17 protein-coding genes and 1 pseudogene are annotated in these 16,714 nt (G+C 46.3%); 11 read left to right on the plus strand and 7 right to left on the minus strand.

Annotation, left to right across the window (positions count from 1 at the left end):
• Window positions 1-480 precede the first annotated feature (480 nt).
• A complete protein-coding gene (locus GPK88_RS03700) occupies window positions 481-1,125 on the plus strand; it encodes a YesL family protein (RefSeq protein ID WP_021977213.1) in 645 nt (214 codons plus the stop codon).
• 487 nt (window positions 1,126-1,612) lie between these two features.
• On the opposite strand, the gene GPK88_RS03705 is transcribed toward GPK88_RS03700, so the two are convergent.
• Window positions 1,613-3,139 carry a glycoside hydrolase family 31 protein gene (locus tag GPK88_RS03705; protein WP_215707539.1) on the minus strand — a complete coding sequence of 509 codons (1,527 nt, stop codon included), beginning with the start codon at window positions 3,137-3,139 and terminating at the stop codon, window positions 1,613-1,615.
• Between the two features lie 647 nt (window positions 3,140-3,786).
• Here GPK88_RS03705 and GPK88_RS03710 point away from each other — a divergent pair.
• Entirely contained in the window at window positions 3,787-4,614 is an 828-nt protein-coding gene (locus GPK88_RS03710; RefSeq protein ID WP_173771819.1) for an AraC family transcriptional regulator, read from the plus strand.
• 146 nt (window positions 4,615-4,760) lie between these two features.
• Here GPK88_RS03710 and GPK88_RS03715 read toward each other — a convergent pair whose 3' ends face one another.
• From GPK88_RS03715 to GPK88_RS03735, 5 genes and pseudogenes are all read right to left on the minus strand, one after another.
• Window positions 4,761-6,371 (minus strand): ABC1 kinase family protein, encoded by a 1,611-nt coding sequence (locus tag GPK88_RS03715; RefSeq protein WP_252197672.1) that lies wholly within the window; start codon window positions 6,369-6,371, stop codon window positions 4,761-4,763.
• 27 nt (window positions 6,372-6,398) lie between these two features.
• Window positions 6,399-6,839 (minus strand): hypothetical protein, encoded by a 441-nt coding sequence (locus GPK88_RS03720; RefSeq protein WP_173771831.1) that lies wholly within the window; start codon window positions 6,837-6,839, stop codon window positions 6,399-6,401.
• Between the two features lie 52 nt (window positions 6,840-6,891).
• The gene (locus tag GPK88_RS03725; protein ID WP_119248327.1) at window positions 6,892-7,272 is read right to left on the minus strand and encodes a diacylglycerol kinase family protein; all 381 of its coding nucleotides are present in this window, start codon (window positions 7,270-7,272) and stop codon (window positions 6,892-6,894) included.
• 174 nt (window positions 7,273-7,446) lie between these two features.
• Window positions 7,447-9,762 carry an ABC transporter permease gene (locus tag GPK88_RS03730; RefSeq protein WP_215707540.1) on the minus strand — a complete coding sequence of 772 codons (2,316 nt, stop codon included), beginning with the start codon at window positions 9,760-9,762 and terminating at the stop codon, window positions 7,447-7,449.
• A gap of 10 nt (window positions 9,763-9,772) precedes the next feature.
• Window positions 9,773-10,129 (minus strand): annotated as a pseudogene (locus GPK88_RS03735) (ATP-binding cassette domain-containing protein); the annotation flags it as partial.
• Window positions 10,130-10,281: 152 nt separating this feature from the next.
• Here GPK88_RS03735 and GPK88_RS03740 point away from each other — a divergent pair.
• From GPK88_RS03740 to GPK88_RS03750, 3 genes are read left to right on the plus strand one after another with little or no spacing between them, the layout of a single operon-like run.
• Window positions 10,282-10,554 carry a helix-turn-helix domain-containing protein gene (locus GPK88_RS03740; RefSeq protein ID WP_002593556.1) on the plus strand — a complete coding sequence of 91 codons (273 nt, stop codon included), beginning with the start codon at window positions 10,282-10,284 and terminating at the stop codon, window positions 10,552-10,554.
• Entirely contained in the window at window positions 10,514-10,891 is a 378-nt protein-coding gene (locus tag GPK88_RS03745; RefSeq protein ID WP_005335912.1) for a TnpV protein, read from the plus strand. The genes GPK88_RS03740 and GPK88_RS03745 overlap by 41 nt, the downstream gene beginning before the upstream one ends.
• Window positions 10,892-10,920: 29 nt before the next feature.
• Window positions 10,921-11,883 carry a DUF3658 domain-containing protein gene (locus GPK88_RS03750; RefSeq protein ID WP_005335911.1) on the plus strand — a complete coding sequence of 321 codons (963 nt, stop codon included), beginning with the start codon at window positions 10,921-10,923 and terminating at the stop codon, window positions 11,881-11,883.
• Between the two features lie 61 nt (window positions 11,884-11,944).
• Here GPK88_RS03750 and GPK88_RS03755 read toward each other — a convergent pair whose 3' ends face one another.
• Window positions 11,945-12,751: a helix-turn-helix domain-containing protein gene (locus GPK88_RS03755; RefSeq protein ID WP_008372835.1), complete on the minus strand. Its 807-nt coding sequence runs from the start codon at window positions 12,749-12,751 to the stop codon at window positions 11,945-11,947.
• Window positions 12,752-13,233: 482 nt separating this feature from the next.
• On the opposite strand from GPK88_RS03755, the gene GPK88_RS03760 reads away from it, so the two are divergent.
• The 6 genes from GPK88_RS03760 (at window position 13,234) to mobQ (ending at window position 16,661) form a co-directional block, all read left to right on the plus strand.
• Window positions 13,234-13,422, plus strand: a complete 189-nt coding sequence (locus tag GPK88_RS03760) for a hypothetical protein (protein WP_002304353.1) — start codon at window positions 13,234-13,236, stop codon at window positions 13,420-13,422.
• Window positions 13,419-13,760 (plus strand): replication initiator protein A, encoded by a 342-nt coding sequence (locus tag GPK88_RS03765; protein WP_005335900.1) that lies wholly within the window; start codon window positions 13,419-13,421, stop codon window positions 13,758-13,760. Before GPK88_RS03760 ends, GPK88_RS03765 begins: the two co-directional genes overlap by 4 nt.
• Window positions 13,753-14,049 carry a DUF3847 domain-containing protein gene (locus tag GPK88_RS03770; RefSeq protein WP_005335898.1) on the plus strand — a complete coding sequence of 99 codons (297 nt, stop codon included), beginning with the start codon at window positions 13,753-13,755 and terminating at the stop codon, window positions 14,047-14,049. The genes GPK88_RS03765 and GPK88_RS03770 overlap by 8 nt, the downstream gene beginning before the upstream one ends.
• Window positions 14,050-14,366: 317 nt before the next feature.
• On the plus strand, window positions 14,367-14,564 hold the full coding sequence (gene relB, locus GPK88_RS03775) for a type II toxin-antitoxin system RelB family anti-toxin (RefSeq protein WP_002595107.1): 198 nt from the start codon (window positions 14,367-14,369) through the stop codon (window positions 14,562-14,564).
• Window positions 14,565-14,566: 2 nt separating this feature from the next.
• The gene (locus tag GPK88_RS03780; protein ID WP_002595106.1) at window positions 14,567-14,983 is read left to right on the plus strand and encodes a hypothetical protein; all 417 of its coding nucleotides are present in this window, start codon (window positions 14,567-14,569) and stop codon (window positions 14,981-14,983) included.
• A 103-nt stretch (window positions 14,984-15,086) separates the two neighbouring features.
• The gene (mobQ, locus tag GPK88_RS03785) at window positions 15,087-16,661 is read left to right on the plus strand and encodes a MobQ family relaxase (RefSeq protein WP_002595105.1); all 1,575 of its coding nucleotides are present in this window, start codon (window positions 15,087-15,089) and stop codon (window positions 16,659-16,661) included.
• Window positions 16,662-16,714: the final 53 nt, after the last annotated feature.

Below are 16,714 nucleotides of genomic sequence, written 5' to 3' on the forward strand. Positions count from 1 at the left end.
TATGAGCATATTTTGGCACCCATTTATTTCCTTGTAGCAAAACCAACATTTTTACATATCTGTTTTTGTATGTTTTTACTAACTCAGCACATGTATAAATGTCATTTTCCGAAAAACACACTTTTCCTTTCCTAACATAATTCCATGCGTGCCATCATTTTCACATGTGCACGCAAAGTTCCATGTTTTTTTGTACAGTCCCATAAAACGTTCTGTATCCTCCATTTTTCCCGCAAAAATCCCCATCAATATCGTTTTTTTCACAGTCAGATGGATATTTATATTTACGATCCATATTCTCTGTGAGGCGTATTACTGTTCACCCTGTAACCGGCAACACGCTTCGTGATACGCTGGATGCTTATCTGCGTTCCCTCTCTTTACACACAATCAAAAACTGTGCTAAGATTAGCTGTATCGGACTTTCCCCATATGGTCCGTTTTTCATTTCTACATTTCTATATAAGGAGGTATTTCGTTATGAATCTTTTAAATGAAGATAATGTCGTCCATGTATTTCTCAACAAGCTGGGTGACATCGTGATCGCCAATCTTCTTTTTATTCTCTGCTGCATCCCCGTGATCACCATCGGGCCGTCACTGACTGCCCTTTATCACTGCATGATGCGTACAGTAAAAGGAAATAACAACGGCACAACAAAAACATTTTTCAGAGCTTTTAAGGAAAGCTTCAAACAGTCACTGATCATATGGCTGCTGATCCTTGCTGCCGGAGCCATGATCATCCTGAATATCCGCTTTCTGCTCCATGCAGAAGGAAGCGCTGCACATATGCTGTTTTATCTTTCTGTGGGAGTTCTGACTCTGCTGATAATTTTTACTTTATACATATTCCCGGTGATCGCAACCTTTGCCAATACACTGGGGGCACTTTGCAGAAATGCATTTCTGCTGGCATTTATGCATTTCCCCACAACGATCGCCATTGCGGTGATCACGATCTTTCCATTATATATGACCTATCTCGATGCAAAGCTGCAGCCACTTTACGCATGCTGCTGGTTTTTCTTTGGATTTGGACTTGTAGCTTTTATAAATTCGATGCTGTTGTATCGATTTTTTAAGAAGCTGCTTCCTCCGGAGGAGGATATTTCGCTTTTGTGATAAAAGCGTAGGGAAAATTGTTTTTAATTTTTGATAATAAAGTTTTTGGCTTTTCAAAGCTGTGGAAATGTGAATATATACTGGTGGGGCGATGGATTCTACGGTGCTGGCAATGTAACGTTACGCCGATTTACACCCAAGTCGAAAGCGCAGCACCTCGACTCGACATCTCCCGTCAGACCACAGGGAAACTCAGCCTTTCGTCCCGGTCATCCAGCGCAGCGCTGATGACTCATCCAACTCTCGGGAAACCACTCTACATTCCACCCTGAACCATCTTTCCACTTCAACCACTCATACCAGACCATCTGATCCCCCTTTTATCCAGTCACACACATCATCCTATCGGATTTCCCTTCCGTACAGCCACATCTCCCTTACGGTTGGAAATACCAGCACACGCCTTGATGGCGTCCGCATATCCATCCACTCCCTCCATCTCACCTTTCTGTCCTGAAAAAACAGCCCGCGAGGCGTCCCTTTTCACCTACTCTCTTCTCAAAACAACCAACACATCATTCTCACCAAGAACCACATCCCGGCCACCATTCAGCACATCACCCTCAGTCTCCCCAAGGCCAACACACCTCCATTGCCCCTCAGGCAAAGTCACACTTCTGACAACCTCTCCCTGCTTCCAAACAGGCGCCACCAAAAGCGCATCACCAACCATAAACTGATCCATCACTCTCTCCATACCCTGTCCAGGGAAAACAAACTCCATAGAACGGGCAATCGGCTCCCCAGTAGCCTTTGCATTCTCTACAGCCTTCAAAATCTCCGGCAAACACTTCTCCCTGAGCGCCAGCGCATCCTTAACCTTCTGAAAATCCGCCTCAGGCAGCACTCTCCACGGAGACGCAGAAAACTGCATGACCGGCATCAGAGCCGCAATCTGTGCATACCGCACAAACATCTCCGGCGTACATGCATTCTCATTTCCATTCAGAAAACAGGTATACTCACCCCCGCCGATCATATCCGGACTGCCAAAAGGATGCCCCGTCAGTCCTTGGATCAATGTATCCGGGATCAGCCCCGCAATACCAGTCTCGTCCCACTTCGTCTGCTTATCGCAAAGCCTCTGCATCAGCGAATAACCCCCTGCACGGAAACACACACGCAACTCATTAAACGCAAACTGCTCTCCAAATTCCGCCCAAAGCCTGGACAACTCATCCCCGGAAGCATCCCGGAACATCTTATCCCCGGCATGATAATAACAGGGATCACCCGCATCCAGCTTAAAACCATCCACGCCCATATCCATAAGCACATCCAGCTGATCCTTCAGCCACTTCATAGCATCCGGATTTGTCAGATCCAGCGCAGCAGAATAACCATTCCACCACTCCAGGATCCGCGGTTTCCCCTCAGGAGTCTCGATCAGAAAATGCTTATCCCTTGCTTCCCGGAACTCCACAGTATCCGGAGTAATAAAAGGACAGATCCACAACATCACAGAAAAGCCCATCTCATGCAGTTCCCTGATCATTCCCTTCGGATCACGGAAGTTATCCCCACGGAACTGCCACTTTCCATAATAAGGAGACCAGCCATCATCGATCATCAATACCCCTGCCGGAAAACCATTTTCCAGAATACCTTTTGCGTATTTCAGAATATTATCCTGGGTCTGATAATAAGTCAGCTCGATCCAGGAATTATATACCGGAGTCTGGAAAAACCTGTCTGAAAGTTTGATCTCATGAAATGGAAAATGAGATTTCATAGCTGCCAGATATGCACTTCGCAGATCCTGAAAGCCATCTTCCAGAACGACAGTTTCCGGACCCTCCGCCAAGATCTCACCTTTTCTAAAAGAAATGCGGAAACCTGCATTGCTCCAGATGTAACGTCCTTTCGAGGAAAGGAATAAAGGCATGATCTGATTGTGAGTTGGGTTCTCGCGGAAATCCCAGTCCACAATATCTTCTGCACTTACAGGCTGGCGGTAGCCTTCGTAGACTGCACCGCCGTACCAGAATTCGTTTTTTAACATGGTTGTTTTCATGTTGAAGCTCCTTTCTACATGTAGATTTATGATTTTTGTGTCAAGCGGATATTCGCAATCCGCTTCGCTACTTGCTCATAACCAAATAACTGCTCCGCAGTTTTGGTTAAATGTTGATGTTATTTTTTCTTTATTAATTTATTTTTTTCGCTTTTCAAAGCTGAGGAAATGCGAGGGGGAAAGCACTCAGAGTTAGCGAAGCCCGCTTTTCCCCCTCGCGCTCCCCCTTTCCGGGCACGCAGTTGTTGTATGTTGTGGAAATGTGAATATGTACTGGTGGGGCGATGGATTCTACGGTGCTGGCAATGTAACGTTACGCCGATTTACACCCAAGTCGAAAGCGCAGCGCTGATGACTCATCCAACTTACGGGAAAACACTCTACATCTCACCCTGAACCAGATTTCCACTCCAGCCATCCATACATCATCCTATCGGATTCACCTTCCGTACAGCCACATCTTCCTTCCGGTTGGAAATACCAGCCATCACACGTCTTGATGGCGTCCATATCTCCATATGCATCCCCCATCCTTGCCCTTCCCACCCCAATATTGTATAATCACCTCAAACAACATCCCACCCCATTTTGTGACCCAAAATTGCGTTTTTGTTGTATAACCCAAGAAACCAGGAGGCACACCCCAAATGAAAAACACACACCAGGAACCCCAAACCCAACACACCCTCTCCGTCTACTTCTGCGGCCAGGAAGACTGCGGCCCAGGCCACTCCTTTGGCCCGGCCATGCGCCCGCACTACCTCCTCCACGTAATCTCCCGCGGCAAAGGCATCTACCAGTGCGGAGGCCACACCTACCATCTAAAAGCCGGCGACGCCTTCCTCATCCGCCCCATGGACTCCATCTACTACCGCGCCGACAACACCGAACCCTGGAGCTACGCCTGGACAGGCTTTGACGGCTCCGCCTGTAAAGAAATCCTGGAGCAGACCATATTTTCCGACACCCTCATCTTCACCCCGGAAACACCAGCCCGGCAAAATAACCTCCTCACCCACATGACAAACCTCCTTAACACCTTCTCCGAAAACAACGGAAACGACCTCGCCACCGCCGGAAACCTCCTCCTGATGCTATCCTCCATGCAAAAAAAGCCCTCCGAAAGCAGAACCGACATCGCAACCCTCTACTTTCAGAAAGCCTCTGAATACATCAAAAACAATTACGCCTACCCCATCCAGATCTCAGACGTGGCACGCTACGTAGGAATCGACCGTTCCTACCTCTACCGGATCTTCATGGAACACGAAAATATCTCTCCAAAACAATACCTCCTGAAACACCGCCTCCAGATGGCAACCCAGCTCCTCTGTTCCTCAACCTGCACCATCACAGAAGCAGCCCTCTCCTGTGGATTCCGGGACGCCCCATCCTTCTGCAACTACTTCCGCCAGGGCACCGGCTACACCCCGAAAGAATTCCGCAAAATGTTCAACGGAACCATACACACATAAACATCCAACACTCCCACATCCACTGCCCTACGAAAAAACTCCACCTCAAACAGTCGAACCTCCAAACAACAGGATTATCTTTTCCGAAAACAAAAAAGACGGCCGATCAACCTGCATCCATACTAAATGCAAATGATCTCCGTCTTTCACTTTCTGGAAAAGAAATGCTTAAGAAAAACATACAAAACAATAATAAACGCAAACACATACCCAAAGGCACCCAGGGCCGGAATCCCCCAAAGCTTCGGTTTCATATCCGTGGTACAGATGATACTGGAACTGATCAGAAGCGCCATCACCCACAACCCCATCACGATATTCCGCACCAACCGCCGCAAAAGCCACGCCAGGTCATCTGAAGCATGAAGATCCAGATTAATCTTCGTCTGCCCTTTCATACAACCCTGAAGGAAATCCGCTGCCAGAGATGGAATATCAATGGCACGCCGAAGGGACCAGACAAGATTTTTGCCACCTTTTTTGATCTCGTGCTTCCAGTTCCCATTGCTGAAAAACTGCTCCTTGATCCTTGCTGCGGCAATCTGTGTCATATTGATATCCGGACAGATCTCAGCAAGAACACCTTCCACATGGGTCAGTCCCCTTGCGAGCATAGTCAATCCATGCGGCATCATGATCTTATTTTCCTTCATGACCTCCATCAGATCCACCATGACTTCCGCCACATCAATATTTCCCATATCCGCAGTACCATATTTCTCCATCAGTCCCCGGATATCTTCATAAAGCTTACTGGAATCCGGTTTGCCCTTAAACTCACCAAGAGCCAGAACTGCATCCTGGATCTTTCCGATATTGTTCATGGCAACCCCTTCAATGGCTTCTCCAATCAGCTGACGGTCATGCTCTGTGAGCCGTCCCATCATTCCCATATCGATCCAGACAATCTTTCCTTCCTGGATCCGCACATTTCCCGGATGGGGATCCGCATGGAAAAATCCATCCTCCATGACCTGTTTGATGAAATTATCCACATATTTCGTTCCAATCTCATTAAGGTCATAGCCATTGGCCAGAAGATTGGCTTTGTCATTGATGGCAAAACCGTCAATATATTCCATCACCAGAATATGAGGAGAAATATACTCTCGGTAAAGAATTGGCACTTTAACAAAAGCCACATCTTTATTCTTCTTGGCAAATTCCGCCATGTTGGCAGCTTCTGTCAGGAAATTCATCTCCTCCTGGGTCACTGTCCACAGCTCGCTTAAAACCATGTTCAAGTCCACCATACCCTTGATGCTTACCGGCGGCATCAGACGCACAGCCTTATGCATCAGGCCGATATCCCTTGCCATGGTTTCATAGATTCCCTTACGCTGAACCTTGATCACAACTTCTTCTCCGGTTTTCAGCGTAGCGCGGTGAACCTGGGCAATTGAAGCAGCACCCAGCGGTTTCTGCTCAATATGCTGAAATTCTTCCTGCCACGGACACCCCATGGATTCCTCCAGAACCTCGATGACCTGGGAAAATGGCATGGGTGGTACATCCGAGCAGAGTTTCATCAGCTCATCACAGTATCTCTTGGGAAGAATATCGGAACGCAGGGACATAATCTGACCCAACTTAATATAAGTTGGGCCCAGATCTTCCAGTATGAGACGGAGCTTCTCAGGCGAAACACCCCGGGTAATGGCATGCTTTTTCAGAACAGCTGTGATCTCTCTCAGCCGTTCTCCATATCCGCTGTTCTCTTTCTTCTCCTGTTCTTCTCCGCCCATAAACTTCTCCATTTACTGCTTTCTTTATGATATTTCTTATTACTCTGCTGCCGGCTCTTCGCTCCCGGCTTCTTCTGTTACCGTTTCTGCCTCCACAGGAGCTTCCGGTGCAGCCTCCTCAACCGGTTCTTCTGCTGCCTCAGAAGCCTCTTCTTTCTCCTTTGCTGCCTCAGCCTGCATGCTCTCGATCTGTGCTTTCACAGCTGCCAGCTGCTCCGGTGTCAGTTTGGAGATCGTTGCTTTCAGCTCTTCCTGATCGTTCTTTCTGGCTGCAGATTCTTTTACAGAATCAGCGGCTGTCTTAACTGTTGATTTGATGTTGTGTTTCAGTTCCTTATTAAGAACCTTACCCTGCTCAACAGTAAGCTCGCCTTTTTTAACCAGCTCGTCCAGGATCTCCTTGGATTTCTCTGCTGTTACTGCTGCTGTACCAATTCCTACTAACAAGATTTTCTTCAGTCCTTCACCTAATTCCATAATAATTCTCCTTTCCTAAAAACGGTCACTGCCGTTCCATGTACCTGATCGATTTCTACCATATTCCCAGAAAAACAAGCCCTTTCGGAACAAAAATGATCAGCCCGACAATCGCTGCCATGATCGCTGCGATCAGTACTGCTCCGGCTGCTGTGTCCTTGGCGATCTTTGCCAGAGGGTGACGTTCTTCTGTCACAAGATCTACCACAGCTTCCACTGCCGTATTTACCAGTTCCAGCGCCATCACCATTCCGAACAGTCCCAGGCAGATACACCACTCCGTCACGGAAATTCCAAGGATCAGCCCTGCGATCACCACAAGAACTGCCACCGTACAGTGGATCTTCATATTTCTTTCCTGGCGGATACAGGTAAAAATTCCCTGAAACGCATAACCGAAACTTTTATATAACGGGTCCTTTTTTCTGCCTGCCATGTTCCTCACCTGATTTCCTGTGTGAATGATCCCCTCCATTGGGAATTATGGAATTATTATAACAAGTTTGCAGGAATATTTCCAGTATTTCAGAAAATTTATGAATATTTAAGGAGTATATGCGGTTATTCACAGACAACTTTCAACCACATATACTCCCGATCTTATCCTATATTATTCCACATTTTTCAGTGCTTCATCCATAGGCACATGACGGATTCTCCGAAATTCCAGCACTGCTACCACTGCATAAGTCGCGATTCCGATTGCCATCATTTTTACATAGATCATCGGATCCACCCACATAGTAATCCAGCCTGAGATGCTGGAAAGCATCATCTCGCGGAACAGAACTTCCATGATCTGCCGCTCAATAGGAAGGCTTAACAGCAGGCAGATCACCACCACAAGAGAAGTGGAAAGTATATACAGCCGGCTGATTTCGCCATCGGTATAGCCGAGAATCTTTGTCATAGATATCGCCTGGGCATTTTTTTCAATAATGACTTTGGAAAGCAGATAGATCACCACCAGGAAAATAATCACGGAAAATCCATACATCATTCCCATCATATCTCCCATGGAAACATCCAGCTGCCTGGATATTTTTGTAAGAGATTCCAGGTCGATGACAGAACCGATATATTTTGAATCGATATCCTTGATCTCCGTATTGGAAAAATATCCGCCAAAATAATCATCTCCCAGGTCAAACACCTCATTCAGTTTATCCCGCTCCATAAATACGCAGAGACTTACGGTGTAATCATAAATCCCGTCTACTTTAAAGGAATATTCATCCTTCTCGTATTTTTCTTTCAAAATTATAGTATCACCCTCTTTGATCCGGAATTTATCTGCATAGGCACTGGAAATATATACCCCGTCCCCGGAAAGATCTGCATGGATATACTGGCTTTCCGGCTCCACACCATAGAGAACGATCTCCTCGCTTTTATATTTGCCTGGCATGGTATTCAGGGAATAGGCGGAAAATTTTTCCGCATCTTTATTGTCCGTTCTGGTATCCATATAATATTCCAGAAGGGAAATCATGCCATCCAGCTTGTTTCCTGAGGAAACACTTGCCGGAACGCTCAGCATATACTGATATTTCGCCAGCATGTTCTCCTGGATCTCCAGCTGATAATGATCCAGCGCAGACGGCAGGAGCATTCCGAAAAACAGCAGCAGATTGGCAAAAATAACGCCCACAAACAACACCATATAATTGCTGACGTTCTGAAAGATCACACGAAGGCGGAATCTGGAAAAGATTCCGATCTTCGGGCTTAAATACATGGCGCGTTTCTGTTTTTTTCCGGAAAAATCCCTTCGCAGGAATTTAAGGGGTGAAAGCTGCAGACGGTACCGGAGCACTGCATAGTTGATCAGGATCATAATGATAACCGGCACTACCGTTGTCAGAAGAAACGCCTCCGCATTCCATATGGTCACATAAGTTGGCAGGCTATAACTTCCGTAATACATTCCCGCACATACACCCTTAAACACAGTATAGCCAAGGATGTTTCCAATCAGGGCCCCTATCAAGGTTACCAGCACCGGGAGGGTCATATAGTGAAAGATCAGTTCCCGCCTGGTATAACCGGATGCCCGTAAAGTACCGATAACACCGGCTTCTTTTCGGATGGTATTGCTGATGGTGATTCCAAACACAAAAGCCATAATCACGATCACAATATAGAGAAGCATAACGACCATCGCCTTGTCTCCGCCCATATCGTCACCCGTAAAAATAATCGCCTGGTTAAGATAACGCGGGACAAAAGTCTCCAGGTTTACTACTTTTCCAATGTCTTCCATGAGATCCTCAGAAACTTCTTTCTCTTCTTTTTCGTCTACCGGCTGCTGGTCGTAGATCCATGCATAATTGTACTGGAGCTTTTCCTGATCCAGAGTCTCAAATTCCTCCGGGGTTACGATTCCAACACCAAATTTTACAGAATCAAACATGGAATCATTATTGTTCTGAAACAGAGCACTGTAATCGGAAAGCGCCACCAAACCTGTAATCTTCCAGGATTTTTTGCCCCTGATCAGAGTATCTCCCACCTGAAGGCTGTTGTTATCCGCATACATTCGGTCAATAGCGATTTCACCCTGTCCGGATGGCATTTCTCCTTTCATCAGGCAGACCTTGTTCACCTTCTCCCGGTTTTTGAAGAAACGCATGGTGCTTCCGTTATCCAGATCTTCTTCTATATAATAATTCTCGTAAAGTGTAACACCTGCCGCCTCAATGTCTTTCCACTGAGATCTGTAAACTTTTTCCGCAGTACGGAAATTTCCGTTTTCGATGTTATATTTGTCAAAACTTTCGTCATAGGCTTTCAGCATACTTCCGTCAGCCACCAGGAAGCCGGACACGAACCCGATAGTCAGGACCATCAGCAGAAAAACCACCAGATATTTTCCAAATTCCCCCTTCAGTTCCCTGGGGATACGTTTACGCAAAGGACTCTTCATGCCTGCCCCCTTACCATTCCAGATCTGCAGCCGGAATCTTCTGCTCATTCTGATAGTTTTTGCGGATCATACCGTCACGAAGCTTCACCACACGGTCCGCCATATCCTTGATGGCATCGTTGTGCGTAACCATAACTATGGTGTTTCCGTATTTATGGTTTACGGTTTCGATCAGCTTGAGGATTTCCTTTGATGTGTTGTAATCCAGTGCACCGGTCGGCTCATCACAGAGCAGGATGTCCGGATTCTTTACAATGGCGCGTCCGATGGCAGTTCTCTGCTGCTGGCCTCCGGAAAGCTGATTGGGAAGCTTTCTCTGGTGCTCATAAAGTCCCAGGGTATGAAGCAGTTCATGGCTAATTAAAGGGAACAAAAAGAAAGGGAATGCACAATCCAGACGGTATCAGCGGCAGGCTACAAGAATAAATTGTGATTTCACAAGATTGGTGTTATAATAAGAGAAAAGTTCCTGCCGGGGCAACCGCCCCGGTGGTATGGATAGAAAGGCAGGAAAACAATATGCACATCAGCTATAAACCACTCTGGCACACACTGTTAGAGCGTGATATGAGAAAAGAGGATTTAAGGCTTGCTGCTGGTATGACAACAAATATGATTGCCAACATGAGCAAAGAGGGAAAGCACATCAGCATGGATACATTAGCCCGTATCTGTGAAACTCTGAATTGTGAGATTACTGATGTGATTGAGTTAGTACCAGACGAGCCTGCTTCCACAGGAGGTAAGGAACATGAGCGAATTGAAACCAAGAATAACGGAAAACGGAATTGATTATATCCTTGTCGGAGATTACTACATTCCAGGCTTGAAACTGCCGGAGGAACACCGCCCTATCGGAAAGTACGGACGAATGCACCGGGAATATTTAAGAGAAGTCCACCCAGCCAGATTGAATACATTGATACTGACCGGAGAATTGTTGACATATCTTGCAGACCTGAATGAACAGGCACAAAAACGGTTAGACACTATCATGGAGCAGATGAAAGCTACCGAGGGCGTGACAGAGGAATTGAAGTGTACCCGACAAATGGAATGGGTGCAGCGTTGCAATAACATTCACAACAGGGCAGAAGAAATTGTTTTGTATGAGATGATTTATTCATAACGGGAGCAATTAAATCGGAGGTATATAAGATGATTGAAATTGTATTTGGTGAAAGTGCCTGTGGAAGTTTGAAAATTGCCCAAACTTACGGCAAGGGAAAGTATAGAGGAAGTGCTGTTTCAATATTTATGAGGCACGAAGACGGGAGTGTTCCATCTTCAGATGAAATGAAAAAGGCACAGCTTCAAGCACAGGAACAAGAACGCATTGCTTGGGAGAATGCTATTCCATTGGGAGGCAAGAGCAGTGATGTTTATTGTTTTGATATGGCTCTTAGTGTGGGAGATATTTCTGATAATGGAATTGGCGAACAGCGGAAAAATATTTTCAAGAAAATGCTGTCTGTCTGCTTTGTAGAGGATTTAGATTATCAGGTTGAAGAAAAAATACAGAAAATTAAAACTACATTGACCTCAGTGATTGAACGATATGTAGCTGGGGAAGAAATTCGCATTTGGTATAGCTATAATCCAGATGAGCTTTGTGGTATGTATTGGCTTATGAAACAACTTCAACCATTAAACTGCCAGACAACAATTTATTTGGTTAAGTTACCTACATGGGAATATGGAAAAGAAAATACTATGACATCCAAAATAGCATGGGGCGAGGTCTCTCCTGGCGAATGGGGAAACTATATAACTCTACAAGAGAAAGCTAATCCTGTATTTCTTTCAGCTTGTACTATGAAATGGAATCAACTTCAAAATGAAAATGCACCTTTGCGTGCAATGTTAAATGGTAAATTGCAAAGCGTTTCAGAAGATATATATGATAGTTTCATTCTTCGTGAAATTGCGGAACAGCCAGAGCAATTCAAAATGGCTATTGTCATAGGTAATGTTTTAGGAAAATATCAACTTGGAATTAGTGATGTATGGATTTCCAATCGCATTGATAAAATGCTTGAAGATGGTGTGTTGGAAATTATACAGGACGCACCAAAGGGAGAAACAAATTATCGCCGAATATTAAGAAAACGAATGAAATAATAACCACAGCACAAACCGCTGCTACATGGAATCCAACAAACCATGCAACAGCGGTTTTCCTTTACCGTTTTTTCCTCTGGCTGATAGGCGTTCCCATTTTCTTTGATTTTTTGAGAATACGAATGAACCAGCGAAATTCTTCTTCTGACAGGTTTTTATAGTTGATACCAAGCTGCTTGCAGTAAAGGATAACCAGTTTTTCATCTCGACTGCCCTTGAAATTTTCGACCGCTTCCAGATTTTCTTTCAGTTCATCGGCAACGGTAGTTTGGGGCGCACTCTCACTGTCCTTTTTGTGGAATTCCCGAATATCCCGGATAATCAGGTTGAGGTCATCCAGAACCATGTGACTGAAATACTCATCATCACTGATATGTGCGGCTTGCAGCACCTTCAAATGCGGGTCATCTTCGCCGGGGCGATACCGTTCAATAATTTCATGCCGGACGGTATCAACAAGGGAGTTGAGATTTTGGATTTGCATGGTGGCAATCCCGTCCACATAAATCTCAATGTCCGCAAGAAACTTGATAAAGTCCTTATGGGTGGCAAGTTCGCAGAGCAGACGGTTGTTAATCCGACCGCTTTTCAGCAGTGCCACCATCTCATCGTTCAAATGCAGCTCCGTCAGTGGCGTGTTGATCTGCTCCCTGTTCTCTGTCCGGCACAGCAGATAATCGACGGAAACCCCATAGAAGTCTGCCAGCGTGATAAGGTTGCCATGATTGATTTCCTTATAATCCTCTTTTTCATAACTGCCAAGGGCTGATTTAGAAATGCCCGTCAGCTTTGATAGTTCTTCCAGATTTAAGCCTTTGTCTTTGCGGAGTTCCCAAAGGCGTTCCTGTATGCTTGTTGCAACTTTCATGGGCGCACGCTCCTTTCCGGTGGTTTTATTTCTGCCGTTTAACTGGATTATATCACACTTTCCGCAATCGTGGAAATTTCTGATTTTCCCCCTGATTCCTACTTTGTGGATATACGGCACAGGGCACAAAAATGTTCTATGATACAGGTAGTTCATCGATGGATTATTCCAATCGAATGACCAGCCTGTGTGGGATATGCTTCCCCGGCGATGTAGCGCCATGACTTTTGGCAGGGATATGGAGGAACCCTGACCGAAACGAGCGTACCAAAGGGAGCGATACGCCGCTGTGAGATTCAGGGGAGGAACGACACCGGGGAGAACTGGCGAACTGACACCGAAATGATACCGAAACACGACAATTTGATAGGGAGATAGTCTACCCTATCGCTGAGACTTCGGGAGATTTTAAGCGGCTCTATGGCTGTAATTTTGCCGAAAATCGCCCCGAAACCATACACGAAAACGGGAGGAAACGTAACATGCCGAGAATGAGCAAAAAGCGGAAGCATGAGCTTTCCTTTTACCTCAATGACCGGGGGCGTGTCACTTACAACGAATTATGCCGGAAATGCCAGCATGGGTGCAAGCAGAGCTTCCGGGCGGTTGTGATTGACTGCCCCCGTTATTTATCCAAACGAGCAAAGAAAAAGGAGGAACACACCGAATGAATTTTGAATTTATGACGATAGACACACCATTGCCGCCCTGTATGCCATTTCCCAGAGCGTTGACAGGATTTCCAGTCAGCAGCACCGCAAAGGTCATGTACTGCCGGATGTTGGACGCTATGCTTTTCAGAGGGCAGGCGGACGAGAACGGGATTCTTTTTGTCTGCTTCCCTATCACAGCCATTGCCGCAGTCCTGTCCCGCAGCCTCATGACGGTCAAGCGTTCTTTGAATGAACTGGAAACCGCCGGACTTATCATGCGGGTGCGTCAGGGCGTGGGAGAACCGAACAGGATTTATGTGCTGATACCGGGAAAGGAGGGCGCTACCCTTGCCTGATACCTCAAAGCTGGGAAAGCTCAACCGGGAGTTGGAGAAAAGCGAAAAGAAACTGCGGAAAGCCATCAATGATGAAAAGGCATTGCAGCACCAGTTGAAGCAGCTTACCCGAAAGGAACGGACGCACCGGCTCTGTACTCGTGGCGGTATGCTGGAAAGTTTTCTGCAAGAGCCGGAACGCCTGACGGACGATGATGTCATGCTGTTGCTGAAACTCATTTTTCACAGGCAGGACACGCAAGATATATTGAAAAAACTGCTGGAACGGGAGAAGCCGGAAACCCCTTAGTTTACTAAGGGCGCAATTATACACCACCCAGAGGTTGGTGCATTGCGTTCTCCGAAGGCTCCTTGCAGGAGGGCTGTGATTTTCCGCAGCCACGGTCTGCTCCAAATCAAACAGGGGACGCTACACTTCCCCTGCGCTGGCTGCCGCCAGCTACCCTTTTGTGGACTTGCCATCTGGGGACACCTTGCGTTGCAAGCTGTTCCCAGCCGATAAGTTTCATAAAATATAATGCAAATGGAAAGCTAACTTGACATAAAAGAACTATGTGATATAATGGAAGCATGGAAAGTTAACTTTCCATAAGAGAGGAGGATGACATGAAAAATCGCCTGGAAGAATTACGAAAGCAACGAGGCATAAAGCAAGAAGATTTAGCAAATGCATTGGAAGTATCACGACAGACCATCGGCTCTTTGGAAAACGGACGCTATAACCCATCTATTCAGTTGGCATTTAAGATTGCCAGATATTTCAACATGAGTATTGAAGAAATTTTTATTTACGAGGAGGATTGATTATGAAAAAAAGGTTGTTGATTTTAATGACAGTTACAGGAATGATTATTCTACTGGGAGGATTGCTAACATACGGTTTGGGAGTACATGAAATAATACCTGTGCCACGTCCCGACTTAATAGTAGTAGGTACATCTCTCATTGGAATTTTGCTGATTGTATCTGGTGTGTGCGACTTGTTCGTTAAGAAAACCAAAGAAATGGAAATAGAGGAAAATGACGAGAGAAATATTTCGCTTAGTAATGCTGCTATGGCAAGTGGCTTCAAGGTAATGAATGTTACGATTGCTGTTTCTATTTTTGCTTTGATTTTCACCGGATATATGACAGTAGTCCCATGTTTCACTATTATTGGGGCTTATGCTATTGGACAAATTGTATTTATTGTGCGACTTTGGTACTTGCACAAAACTATGTAAATGTATTACTAAATACCCGCCGCCCCCAGCGGCACAACAAGCAGGAAATCTGAAAAGGTATCCTGCTTTTTCTATGTCCAAAAACGGAAAGGAGGAACACAAAATGCCCTGTCCACACAACGAAATCTCTATTGTGCAGCGCAGCCACCGCCAGTCTGCGGTTGCCGCCGCTGCTTACCAGAGCGGCGAAAAGCTGTTCTGTGAATATGACCAGGAAGTAAAACACTACCCGGAAAAGCGTGGTATCGTCCACAATGAAATCCTGCTCCCGGCAAACGCTCCCCTGGAGTACACAGACCGCAACACCCTCTGGAACGCTGCCGAAGCTGTTGAGAAGCAATGGAACTCCCAGCTTGCAAGGCGGTGGGTGCTTTCCATTCCCAGAGAGATACCGCCCGACCAGTACGCCGCCCTTGTACGGGATTTCTGCCGCCAGCAGTTTGTTTCCAAAGGAATGTGCGTGGATTTTGCCATCCATGACAAAGGGGACGGAAACCCACACGCCCATGTCATGCTGACCATGCGGGCAATGGATGAGCGTGGGAAATGGCTTCCCAAGAGCCGCAAGGTCTATGAACTTGATAAGAACGGGGAACGAATCAAGCTCCCGTCCGGCAGGTGGAAAAGCCACAAGGAAGATACGGTTGACTGGAACGACCGCAAATATGGCGAAATCTGGCGGCATGAATGGGAGGTCATCCAAAACCGCTATCTGGAAGCCAACAACCGCCCGGAACGAGTAGATCTCCGTTCTTACGAAAGACAGGGGCTTGATATTATCCCTACCGTCCATGAAGGGGCTGCTGTCCGGCAGATGGAAAAGCGTGGGATTCAGACGAACATCGGCAACCTGAACCGAGAAATCAAAGCCGCCAATAGTTTGATGAAGTCCATCCGGCAGCTTATTAAAAATCTCAAAGGCTGGATTGCGGAGCTTAGCGAAAAGCGGAATGAACTGCTTGCCCAAAAAGCTGCGGAGGAAGCGGTCTTTCTTCCCAATCTGCTGATGAAGTATATGGAGATACGAAAGGCAGAACGGAGCAGCTGGACACGGGCGGGACAAAGCCGGGGGACTTCCAAAGACTTAAAGGCAGTCAGCGAAGCCCTGTCCTATCTCCAGAGAAAGGGACTTTCCACCGTGGAGGATTTGGAAAACTTTATAGAAACGTCCGGGAAATCTGCCGCCGACTACCGAAAGCAGATGAAGCCAAAGGAAACCCGCAGCAACGTGATTGACGCTATCCTTGCCGCCCGGACGGACTGTAAGGAATGTAAGCCCGTTTATGAGAAATACCAGAAGATATTTTTCAAGAAAACTAAGGAAAAATTCAAGCTGGAACACCCGGAGGTTGCCCGGTTTGAGAAAGCCAGTGCCTACCTTGCCAAGCACCCGGACGATAAGGACAGCACGAAAAAGGAGCTTTTGCAGGAACAGGCGAAGCTTGTGGACGAAATCGCAGACTTGAAAGTACCGTTGACCGAGGTGCAGGAAGATTTGAAGAAGCTGTGGGACATCCGCTACTGGGTACGGAAAGCCACACCCGGCACAGAGGAAAGCAAAGAGCCGCCCAAGAAGCAGCCCCTCAAAGAAGTCTTGCAGGATAAGGCTGACGAGAAGAGAGCACAGAAAAACGCCCCGGCGCAGACGAAACACAAACAACAGGATATGGAACTTTAACAGGCACTTGCCATTTTCAGATTGAGAATGATAAGTGCCTTTTCTTTTTTACA

The sequence above is a fragment of the Blautia sp. MCC269 genome (assembly GCF_018785655.1).
Taxonomy (GTDB): domain Bacteria; phylum Bacillota; class Clostridia; order Lachnospirales; family Lachnospiraceae; genus Blautia_A.